7 protein-coding genes and 2 pseudogenes are annotated in these 10,601 nt (G+C 73.6%); 6 read left to right on the plus strand and 3 right to left on the minus strand.

Annotated elements, in window-relative coordinates; all coding sequences use genetic code 11:
• The first annotated feature begins 113 nt into the window (after nucleotides 1–113).
• The 4 genes and pseudogenes from ACIQHQ_RS16795 to ACIQHQ_RS16810 all read left to right on the plus strand — a co-directional run.
• A complete protein-coding gene (locus ACIQHQ_RS16795; protein WP_402612664.1) occupies nucleotides 114–695 on the plus strand; it encodes a hypothetical protein in 582 nt (193 codons plus the stop codon).
• 287 nt (nucleotides 696–982) lie between these two features.
• A pseudogene (locus tag ACIQHQ_RS16800) lies at nucleotides 983–1,366 on the plus strand (protein kinase); the annotation flags it as partial.
• Between the two features lie 72 nt (nucleotides 1,367–1,438).
• Nucleotides 1,439–3,199 carry a protein kinase gene (locus tag ACIQHQ_RS16805; RefSeq protein WP_402612665.1) on the plus strand — a complete coding sequence of 587 codons (1,761 nt, stop codon included), beginning with the start codon at nucleotides 1,439–1,441 and terminating at the stop codon, nucleotides 3,197–3,199.
• Between the two features lie 77 nt (nucleotides 3,200–3,276).
• Nucleotides 3,277–3,561: pseudogene (locus tag ACIQHQ_RS16810) on the plus strand (ALF repeat-containing protein); the annotation flags it as partial.
• Nucleotides 3,562–3,611: 50 nt separating this feature from the next.
• On the opposite strand, the gene purH reads toward ACIQHQ_RS16810, so the two are convergent.
• A complete protein-coding gene (gene purH, locus ACIQHQ_RS16815; RefSeq protein WP_402612666.1) occupies nucleotides 3,612–5,177 on the minus strand; it encodes a bifunctional phosphoribosylaminoimidazolecarboxamide formyltransferase/IMP cyclohydrolase in 1,566 nt (521 codons plus the stop codon).
• On the minus strand, nucleotides 5,174–5,812 hold the full coding sequence (purN, locus tag ACIQHQ_RS16820; RefSeq protein ID WP_402612667.1) for a phosphoribosylglycinamide formyltransferase: 639 nt from the start codon (nucleotides 5,810–5,812) through the stop codon (nucleotides 5,174–5,176). The genes purH and purN overlap by 4 nt, the downstream gene beginning before the upstream one ends.
• Before the next feature lie 304 nt (nucleotides 5,813–6,116).
• On the opposite strand from purN, the gene ACIQHQ_RS16825 reads away from it, so the two are divergent.
• On the plus strand, nucleotides 6,117–6,899 hold the full coding sequence (locus tag ACIQHQ_RS16825) for a hypothetical protein (protein WP_402612668.1): 783 nt from the start codon (nucleotides 6,117–6,119) through the stop codon (nucleotides 6,897–6,899).
• Between the two features lie 4 nt (nucleotides 6,900–6,903).
• On the opposite strand, the gene ACIQHQ_RS16830 is transcribed toward ACIQHQ_RS16825, so the two are convergent.
• Entirely contained in the window at nucleotides 6,904–8,958 is a 2,055-nt protein-coding gene (locus tag ACIQHQ_RS16830) for a DUF6350 family protein (protein WP_402612669.1), read from the minus strand.
• 96 nt (nucleotides 8,959–9,054) lie between these two features.
• Between ACIQHQ_RS16830 and ACIQHQ_RS16835 the strand changes: the two genes are divergently transcribed.
• Entirely contained in the window at nucleotides 9,055–10,320 is a 1,266-nt protein-coding gene (locus tag ACIQHQ_RS16835; RefSeq protein WP_402612670.1) for a helix-turn-helix domain-containing protein, read from the plus strand.
• The last annotated feature ends 281 nt before the right edge of the window (nucleotides 10,321–10,601 follow it).

Below are 10,601 nucleotides of genomic sequence, written 5' to 3' on the forward strand. Positions count from 1 at the left end.
CATGACAAGGGCCGCGGGCAGTTCAACGGGGGGACGGTCGCAATACTGAAGATTTCCTCCGTGCGGATGTCACGCGTCGTCCCCGCACTCGGACCAACGGAGGAAAGTCCCCCATGAGCTACGGCGACCCCAACAACCCCTACGGCGCTCCCCAGGGGCAGCAGCCGCAGCAGCAGCCGGGTTACGGCTACCCGCAGGATCAGGGGCAGGCTCCCGGTTACGGCTACCCGCAGGCCCCTCCGGTCTCCCCCTACGGCGGCCCCGCCGCACCGACCACGATGCCCGGCTCGGTGAGCGCGGCCCGCGTGATGATGTGGGTCATCGTCGGTCTGCAGGTCCTCGGCGTGGCCATCTTCGCCTTCTCCGCCATCGCGCTCAACGCCGCGAAGGACGAGGAGTCCCTCAAGGACAACACCGCCTTCCAGGACCTGGTGGGTGACTCGACCGGGCTGATCTGGGGCTACGTGGTGTTCGGCCTGGCCTGGCTGGTGTTCGCGGCCGTCCTGGCGACGAAGTTCAAGAACGGCGGCAACGGCGCCCGGGTCACCATCCTGGTCTTCGCCATCATCACGGCGGTCCTCGGCATCTACCCGTTCGTCGTCGTGGGCCTGGTGCACACGATCCTCGCCATTCTGGTGGCCGTCTTCGTCGGCAACGCGGCCGGCAAGGCCTGGTTCAACCGCCCCCGCTACTGAACGGGCCCGGCCGACCGGACCGGTTCACTCCATGCACACCCAAGGGCCGTGTCCCACCCGCACGAGGGGGACACGGCCCTGGTGCGTCGCCCTGGTCTGAAGGTGGTAGCCGTTCAGACACGGGGTGAGCACCTTGTACAGCATCATCGTGGTATCTCCGCCGACCACGGAGGCCGAGCGAAACCCCACCCGGACCCGACACGCGTCCGGCGAACGCCTCACCTCCGGCCGGTCCCCGCACGCGCCTTCCGCATCCACGGCCGTCCTGACCGGACGAGGGCGGCCCGGTGACCGAGACACACGCCGTGCCGGTACCCAAGGGCTACCGGGTCGGCGTCCGGGAGGTGCGCGAGCCCATGGCGACGGGCGCCTTCGGCAGCGTGTACACGGCCCGGCGCATCGGCGACGGCACCGGCACCGAACCGCCGTCCACGGCCGTGCTGAAGTGCCTGCCCACCGGGACGGCCACGCCATGCGGGCTGACCTACCTGCACGACCTGATCGAGCGGGAGGTCGAGATGTACCGGCAGCTGTGGCATCCGCGGCTGGTGCGGATGTACGAGACGCTGAAGGTCGACGCCCCGGGCCGCCCGGAGCCGGACGGCGCCACCGTCCTCGTCCCGGAGAGGGCCGAAGGTTCCCTGTCCGCTCTGCTCGCCGCCACTCCCCGGGGACGGTAGCCTTTCCGTCCAACTGGCGTGACGCGAGCGTTCGTTGCGAGACCGCAGCTCATCGGGGGGCCCATGTCAGACCGACGGCCGATGCCGCCGTACTCTCCAGCGCCCGGGAACACCGCGCTGGAACAGGCGGGCGCGAGTCCGTTACGGGCCAGGGACCCGGGACAGATCGGCCCCTATTTATCGCTCGGGCTGCTCGGCAGCGGCGGCATGGGCCGCGTCTACCTCGCCCGCTCCGCCGACGACACCGCAGGTCTCGCCGCCGTCAAGGTGATCCGCCCCGAGTACGCCGAGGACCCCCGGTTCCGGCGGCGTTTCGAGCGGGAGGCCCTGGTGCACGCCCGGCTGCGTACGCCGCACGCGCCACCCCTGCTCGGCAGCGGATTCGAGGACGAGTTGCTGTGGATGGCGACCCGGTACCTGCCCGGCCTCAACCTCGCCGACGCCGTTCGCGAGTGCGGTGCGCTCGAGCCGGCGGGCGTGTGGCGGCTGGTGGCGGAGCTGGGGCGGGCGCTGTCGGCACTGGACGCCGCCGGGGTCGTACACCGGGATCTCAAGCCGTCCAACGTGATCCTCTCCCCGCAGGGCGCGCACGTCATCGACTTCGGCATCGCGCAGGCCGTCGACAGCAGCTCGATCACCATCACCGGAAACCGGGTCGGTACCCCGCCCTACATGGCGCCCGAGTACCTGCGCGAGGGCCGCTGCGACACCGCCTCCGACGTCTTCTCCCTCGCGTGCGCGATCGTCTACGCCGCCACCGGGCACGCCCCTTTCGGGGACGGCACCGGCGTGGACGTCATGCACCGGGTCGCCTTCGAAGAGCCCAAGCAGGAGGTCATGGCCGAACTGACGGCCGCCGACCCCGCGTTGGCCGCGCTGCTGTCCGCCTGCCTCGCCAAGGACCCGGGAGGGCGGCCCGCCCCGCAGGAGTTGACCGCCGCGGCCGCGGCGGCCGGCCACGGCCGCACTTCTTCCTGGCAGGAACCGCTGGCCACCCGTCTGCTCGCCCGGCAGCAGGGCTGTCGGCTGCTGGAACGTTCCTCCGCCGAGGAGACCGGCCACGTCCGGGCGTCGACGCCGCCGGGACGGCACGGCGGCCCGGCGACGCCGCCCGTTCAGGACGCCCCCTCCGCCACATCCCCCACCGGCGGGCACGCCGACCGCCGTGCGCGAAAGGTGCCCCATCTCGCCATCGCGGCCGTCATCGCCGTGGCCGCCGTGGCCGCGGGCGCCTTCCTCCTCACCCGCCCGGACCTCGGCGACGGCGCGTCGGCCTCGCCGACGGCCTCCAGCGGCGTCACCCCCGTCGACGGACCGGCCTCTGTCCGGCCCGGCTCCTCCGCTTCGCCTTCCGCCACGCAGGAGGACAAGACCGGCACGGAGGCGGTGACGGAGGGGACGCGGGAAGACGCCGGCAGGGATGCGTCCGGGTCGGCGGGCCGTGCCGACGGAGCAGGAGCCACCCCCGACGGTGGCGCCACCGCCCCCTCGGGCAGCGGCGATACCGGGAGCGACAGCGGCGGCAGCGCCCAGGCCCCCACCCCCACCAGCACCGCGACGAAACCCGCCACCCCGCCCTGGATCGCCCGGTGCACCCACTACTCCGGCACCGAACTCACCCGGCGCGGCGACCGTGGCCCGCGCGTCGTGCAGGTGCAGTGCATGCTGACCGAACGCGGCTACGGTCTGGGTGATACGGGCGTGGACGGCCAGTTCGGCAAGGGCACCGACGCGGCCGTGCGGGAGTTCCAGCGTTCCGGGGGACTCAGCCCCGACGGCAAGGTCGGACCCGAAACATGGGCGGCACTGCGCAGTGCGAAGTGACGGGTGTGCCGGGCGGCCCCGGCCACGACCCGGCAGGGGCACCGCCCGAAGACTGCCCGCCTTGGCAGTGATCCACCGACGGGATCGCGATCCTGCGCATCCTGGGCGACGAGGACAGCGGCCGCAGGGTCACCCGCGAGGCCAACGAGGCGCTCGACGGGACCGTGGAGGACATGCGCGCCTTCCTGAAGTCCGGCCACCGCCTCGCCCAGGCCGAGGACGACCGGGTCGCCCTCGCCCGCATCCTCGCCGACCCGACCATCAGCGCGGCGCTGCGCGCGGCCGCCGAGGACGCCATCGACGGTATCCCGGAGGAACTGCGGTACTTCCTGAAGGTCAGGCGGTACGAGGTCGACGCCTGAGCCGTACGGAGCGGGCCGGGCTGTGCCGCCGGCCCGCTCCACCGGCACTCTCAGTGGAAGAAGTGCCGCGTCCCCGTGAAGTACATCGTGACGCCCGCCTTTTTCGCGGCCTCGACGACGAGTTCGTCGCGGACCGAACCGCCGGGCTGGACCACGGCCTTCACTCCGGCCTCGGTGAGGATCTCCAGGCCGTCCGGGAAGGGGAAGAACGCGTCGGACGCGGCGTACGCGCCCGCGGCGCGCTCGGCACCCGCCCGCTCGACGGCGAGCTTCGCGGAGTCGACGCGGTTGACCTGCCCCATGCCCACACCGACCGAGGCACCGTCCTTGGCGAGCAGGATCGCGTTGGACTTCACCGCGCGGCAGGCCTTCCAGGCGAAGGCCAGCTCGGCCAGCTCGCCGGCGCTCAGCGCCTCGCCGGTCGCCAGCGTCCAGTCGGCCGGGTCGTCGCCTTCGGCCTGGAGGCGGTCGGTGACCTGGAGCAGCGCGCCCCCGTCGATCGGCTTGACCTCGACCGGGGCCGAGGGGCCGTCGGGGCAGCGCAGCACGCGGATGTTTTTCTTCTTGGTGAGGGCCTCCAGGGCCCCGTCCTCGTAGCCGGGCGCGACGATGACCTCGGTGAAGATCTCCGCGACCTGCTCCGCCATCTCCTTGCTGACCGGGCGGTTGACCGCGATCACGCCGCCGAACGCCGACAGCGGGTCGCAGGCGTGCGCCTTGCGGTGCGCCTCTGCGACGTCCGCGCCGATCGCGATGCCGCAGGGGTTGGCGTGCTTGATGATCGCGACGCACGGCTCGGCGTGGTCGTACGCGGCACGGCGGGCGGCGTCCGTGTCCGTGTAGTTGTTGTACGACATCTCCTTGCCGTGCAGCTGCTCGGCCCGGGCGAGACCGCCACCCTCCGGGGTGACGTAGAGCGCGGCCGGCTGGTGCGGGTTCTCGCCGTAGCGCAGGGTGTGCTCGCGCTCCCAGGTGGCGCCGAGGAAGTCGGGGAACCGCGACTCGTCGACGGGGGCGTAGGAGGAGGCGAACCAGGAGGCGACCGCGACGTCGTAGGCGGCCGTGTGCTGGAAGGCCTCGGCGGCGAGCCGCTTGCGGGTGGCGAGGTCGAAGCCGCCGTTCTGGACGGCCTTGAGCACATCGGCGTACCGGGCGGGGCTGGTGACGACCGCGACCGACGGGTGGTTCTTGGCGGCGGCGCGGACCATCGAGGGACCGCCGATGTCGATCTGCTCGACGCACTCGTCGGGCGAGGCGCCGGAGGCGACGGTCTCGCGGAAGGGGTAGAGGTTGACGACGACGAGGTCGAACGGCTCGACGCCCAGCTCGGCGAGCTGCCGCCGGTGGTCCTCCAGGCGCAGGTCGGCGAGGATGCCGGCGTGGACCCGGGGGTGCAGGGTCTTGACCCGGCCGTCCAGGCACTCGGGGAAGCCGGTGAGCTCCTCGACCTTGGTGACGGGGACGCCGGCAGCGGCGATCTTCGCGGCGGTGGAGCCGGTGGAGACGAGCTCGACCCCGGCCTCGTGGAGCCCGCGCGCGAGGTCCTCGAGCCCGGTCTTGTCGTAGACGCTGACGAGCGCCCGGCGAAGGGGCCGCTTGTTGCTCTCGGCGGTCACTGGATAACTACCTTTCGTCCCTCAATGCGATGGCCGTTGCGGGCGAGGCGCCCCACGACCTCGACGAGCAGCCTTCGCTCGACTTCCTTGATGCGCTCGTGCAGAGCGCCTTCGTCGTCCTCGTCCCGGATCTCCACCACGCCCTGCGCGATGATCGGCCCGGTGTCGACTCCGTCGTCGACGAAGTGGACGGTGCAGCCGGTGACCTTGGCGCCGTACGCGAGCGCGTCCCGCACGCCGTGGGCCCCCGGGAAACTGGGCAGCAGAGCGGGGTGCGTGTTGACGAACCGTCCGCCGAACCGGGCGAGGAACTCCTTGCCGACGATCTTCATGAACCCGGCGGAGACGACGAGGTCGGGCTCATGAGCGGCGACGGCCTCGGCGAGGGCGGCGTCCCACTCCTCGCGGCTGCCGTGGTCCTTGACCTTGCACACGAAGGTCGGCAGTCCCGCGCGCTCGGCACGCGACAGTCCCTCGATGCCCTCGCGGTCCGCGCCGACGGCCACGATCTCGGCCCCGTACTCCTGCGCGCCGACGGCGGCGATCTCGTCGAGCAGCGCCTGAAGGTTGGTGCCGGATCCGGAGACCAGCACGACGAGGCGCTTGGTGCGCGGGGCCACGGGCTTGGCGGCCACGGTGGAGCCTTTCTCGGGGAAGCGTCTGTCCAAGGCGGCCGGCACTCAACGTCTTGTACTTTCGTACAAATGCTTTGCGTTCCCGGATACGGGGAAGCCTACGAACCGGCCGACCGTCAGCAACGATACCGGCACACCGCACGGCCCCCACGGGACGGGGGCGTGGCCGGAAGGTAGCGTCTGGGCGGAGCCGGTTCGGGAACGACGTCCGGACGTGGTGCGTTCAGGAGGTGACGGACCCGGGTCCGACGCCGTTCCGTTCTGTCCACTCACTCCTCCTCACCAACGGGAAGACGCTCACCTGATGCCGGACCGCAGCCTGCGACTCCTCACGTTCCCCCAGCTGTCGCCGCAGGGAGGGGAGCGCGGCGCCGTGCTGCTGCGGGAGCGCTCCAGCACACCGCCCGACGCGCCTTCGGGCGGGGACGGGCGGGGGCGCGGATCCCAGGAGGACAATCCCTTCGCCCCGCCGCCCGAAGGCACCCCGGACCGGCCCTGGCAGCCGCGACACCCGTCGGGTGACGGCTCCCACGACTCCGGAGACGGCGGCGGGCGCGACCGCTCGCCCTGGGGCAGCCAGTGGAGCGACCAGCAGCCCGGCCGCTCCCCCGGCGGCTTCGGTGAGCGTCCCCGCGGCGGGCCCGAGGGGCAGGGCGGCCCCCAGGGCGGCGGCCCGAACATGCGCTGGGACCCGACGGACCCCACCCAGCGCCGGGCGCGCTATGCCCTGTTGTCGGGCATGTGGGCCTTCTTCTTCGCCCTCTTCAGCTGGCCGTACGTGGCCCTGCTGCTCGGCGCGCTCGCCCTCTACTGGGCCATCAGCTCCCTGCGCGCCAAGCCCCGCCGGCCCGACCCGGACTCCCCGGCCCCCGAGCAGCAGGGCGGTCGTCCTCAGACGACGGCGGCGGTGAGCGGCCTGGTCACGGCGTCCCTGGCGATCGCCCTGGTCGCCGCGTCCTTCACGGCGCAGCTCGTCTACCGCGACTACTACACGTGCACCAACGACGCCCTGACCAACGAGGCGAAGCAGACCTGCTCCACGCTTCTGCCGGAGGAACTCCGAGGGCTGCTGGGGACGGACGACTGACGCCCTAGCGGTTCTCCGGCGGGAAGGACCGGTCGGGCGGAGCCGGAGCGTCGGGCGACTCGGGGGCAGGGCCGGGCGGCAGGAAGTCGTAGAGCCCGGAGTCCGTGCCACGGTGCCGGTCGTGGTCCTTCAGCCCGGAGAGGGCGTCGTGCTCGAAGGGCGCGTAGGGGGCGTAAGACCTGTCCGGTGCGAGGTCGGAGGTGTGCGGCGCCGGGGTGGCGTCCGCCGGTGCCGCGTCACGCCCGTGGCGCCCCGGGTCACCGACGCCCCAGGCACCCCCCGGATCTCCGAGATCCCAGAAGGGGGCGGCGCCGTCGCCGCCCTTGGCGCTCGCGGCACCCGGACTGCCGTCGGCGGCTCCGGAACCCCGGAAGCGTCCGCCGTCGTCGTAGGCCCCCGCTCGCCCGGCACCCCCGGGGGCGTCAGCGGCTCCGGCACCCGGAAAACGTCCGCCGCTCTCGAAGTCCCCGGCCCGCCCGGCACTCCCAGGGGCGTCGGCCTCTCCGGCTGCCCGAGAAGCCCCTGCTGCCCGATTTGCGTCGGCGGCTCCGGCGGCTCCGACCACTCCCGCGATCCCGGCGACTCCGGTGCGCGTGAACCAACCGGGGCCGAGCCGTGCACCCTTCCGCAGCCACCCGGCCCCACGGGCGCCCTGAGCCGTGTCCTCCCGCGGCCTGCCGATCGTCGGTTCAACCGCACGCGGCGACCGGCACCGCCAAGCCCGTACGCCGATCGCCGTCGGGATCGCCGACAGCCCCAGCCAGGCCAGTGTCGCGGCGCCGACCTGCCACCAGACCGGGCCGAAACGGGACAGCACACCGGAGCCGAGGGGCCCGCCCGCCAGCCCGGCAAGCCCCGCGAGCACCACGGCGCCCAGCAAAGAAGCCAGCGCCGCGGCACGGGCCGTACGGCCGGTCGGCCAGACCGCAGTCCGCGTACTGCCCGGCGTCGTCGCGGCGTCCTCCGCGGACGCCGCCCGCTTGGCCACCGTCCAGCCCACGACCACCCCGGCGACCATCGGCACCACCCCGGCCGCCCAGTGCAGCGGCGTCCCCTCTCCCGCCACCGGCACCGCCGCCAGCAGCGGAAACGGCGGAAGGAACGGAGCCGGCGCCGAGGACAGCGGACCGACCGCGTGGCCGGTACCGAGGGTGAAACCCGGGCCGAGGGCGTAGGCGGCACCCCAGACCGCCGCGTTGGGGACCAGAGCCGCGCACAGCAGCAGCACGGCGACCCGCCCTGACCACCCCTCGGTCAGCCGGAGCAAGGACGCCTGGGCCGTCGCGCCATGCCCCACCAGCGACACGGTCAGCAGCAGCGCACCGCCGCCGAGGAGCACCGCCACCCCGGCCGCCGCGGCCCGGGCGGCGACACCAGGGCGCCCGTCGGGGCCGAGCACCAGCGGGCGCACTCCCACCGGCAGCACACCCAGCAGCCGCCGCAGCGGCCTGTGGGGACGGCCGTGCGCCGACCACACGCCCGCCCCAGCGGCCACGACGGCGACCAGCAGGACGCACGGCCCCGTCCCCACCCAGGACGGGCGCAGTGCCCCTCCGGCGGCGTACAGGGCGGCGGGCGCGGCGACGGCCAGGTAGCCGAGGACCACGCCTGCCCACGCGGTGCGAGGGGCGACCAGGCGCGGGGGCGCGACCGGTTCGGCGTCCGCCCCGGAGTCGTCGTCCTCGTCTCCTCCCCCGCCGTCCGTGGCGTCCCGTGCCGCCCGGTGCAGCAGCCACACCGGCAGTGCCAGCAACAGCAGGGGCGGGATGCCCATGGGGGCGGGGACACCGGAGAGCGTGTCGGTGCGGACCAGCTCGGCACCGTGCGCCAGCAGCCACAGGGCCGCCGCCACGTGCATGGCCCCGCCGGGCCCGCTGTCGGGATACGGCGAGCTGATCCACAGCAGCATCACGAGCAACGCGAACGACGCGAGCCCCAGGCCCGCCGCGAGGGCACCACCCGTGAACCCGCCGGCCAGTCCGGGCGAACGGTCGCGCATCCGGGTGAGCAGGGACGCCGGTGAACGTCGGCGAGCGGTCGTCTCGATCACGACCGCCATGCTCCCAACGACACGCGTTTTCCCGTCGTAACAGGCGAACCATCGCCGTGTCGCTCAATATACGTTTATGTACTTTTCTGGACGGAGGGGCGCCCTGTGACACAGAGCCCTGCCATCCCCCTCCCCCCACCCGAGGAACGCCGACGCCTGCGCGAGGCCGCCTCGTTGACGCGGGCTCAGCTGGCCGCCCGGGTGGGCGTCACCAGCGAGACGGTGCGCGGGTGGGAGGCCGGCCGCTCCACGCCGCGCGGCCGCAAAGGGGAGAAGTACGCGAAGCTGCTCAACTCACTGGGTGACGAGGCGGAGGTGACGCCCCCTCAGGAGACTCCCGCCGATGCCGGCGAGCCCGCGACTCCGCCCGAGGCGGCGGCTGCCCGGCGAGCGGCCCGGACCCGGCGCAAGCCCGCCCCCACCGACCGGAAGCGGCCCGCCGCGAAGGACCGCGGCCGAGGACCCGTCACCGTCCCCGACCGGAGCGACACCCCTGTCCCGCACGGACTCCGCGTCATCCTCACGGACCGCCCGCGTACGACGTCACCGCGCCGACCGGACGACGCCGTCGCCGCCCTGACACCCGACCAGGCCTTCGACGCCCTGTATGCCTTCTGCGCCCCCGCACTCGTCCGGCAGACCTACCTGCTGACCGGCCGCCGCGAACTGGCCCGGGAGTCGGTGGAACGGGCTTTCCAGATCGCCTGGCAGAGGTGGCCCGAGGTGGCCCGCGACCGTGACCCGGCGGGCTGGGTGCGTGCGATGGCGTACGAGTGCGCGCTCTCCCCGTGGCACCGGTTCCGGCCGCGTCACCGGTACCCCGAGCCGCCCCCGTCCGACGCCTTCGACCGTGCGCTGATGGACACCCTGCTGAAGCTCCCGCCGTCCTACCGCCGCACACTCGTGCTCTACGACGGGGTCGGGCTCGGCCTGCCGGAGACGGCGGCGGAGACGGAGGCGAGCACCCGCGCGGCCGTGAACCGGCTGGCGCACGCGCGCGAGGCGGTCGCCGAGCGGCTGCCGGAGCTCGCGGACCCGGAAACACTGCACTGGCGGCTGGTCGAACTGGCCTCCACCGAGCGGCTGCGTGCCTCCAAACCACCGACCGTCCGCAAGGCCAGTGAGCGCCGGGCCCGTTTCTGGACCCGGGCCGCCATCGCCTTCACGGTCGCCCTGATCGGCACGACGGCCCTCACCCTCCGCACGGCCCCCACCCACTACGAGCCGCCGGTACCGGCGGGAGAGACGGTCCAGGGCGTGCCGCCCCCGGTCGCGCCCGGCCCCTTGTCGGAGTCGGAGCGGGAACTGCGCGCGAAGCTGCGCGAGGAGGAGCAGAAGGGCCCCGACCGGTTGCTGCCACAGCCGCGATGACGGGTGCGGCGGTCGTCAAAGGGCACGACGCCGCCGGACAGCACGACGTCGCCGGAGGACACGACGTCGCCGGGGGCGCGGCGCGCAGGGCTGTCGCGCGGGCAGGGCTGCCGCGCGGGCAGACCATCGGGCGCGCGAGCAGACCATCAGGCACGCGGGCAGGGCTGCCGCGCGGGCAGACCATCGGGCGCGCGAGCAGACCATCAGGCACGCGGGCAGGGCTGCCGCGCGGGCAGGCCGTCAGGCGCGCGAGCAGACCATCAGGCACGCGGGCAGGGCTG

It is taken from the genome of Streptomyces sp. NPDC092370 (genome assembly GCF_044755265.1).
In the GTDB taxonomy this organism is placed as follows: domain Bacteria; phylum Actinomycetota; class Actinomycetes; order Streptomycetales; family Streptomycetaceae; genus Streptomyces.

Excerpts from the sequence above, each read along its gene's own strand:
- ACIQHQ_RS16795 (WP_402612664.1), top strand. The coding sequence starts at position 114 with ATGAGCTACGGCGACCCCAACAACCCCTACGGCGCTCCCCAGGGGCAG.
- ACIQHQ_RS16825 (WP_402612668.1), top strand. The coding sequence starts at position 6,117 with ATGCCGGACCGCAGCCTGCGACTCCTCACGTTCCCCCAGCTGTCGCCG.
- ACIQHQ_RS16830 (WP_402612669.1), bottom strand. The coding sequence starts at position 8,958 with ATGGCGGTCGTGATCGAGACGACCGCTCGCCGACGTTCACCGGCGTCC.
- ACIQHQ_RS16805 (WP_402612665.1), top strand. The coding sequence starts at position 1,439 with ATGTCAGACCGACGGCCGATGCCGCCGTACTCTCCAGCGCCCGGGAAC.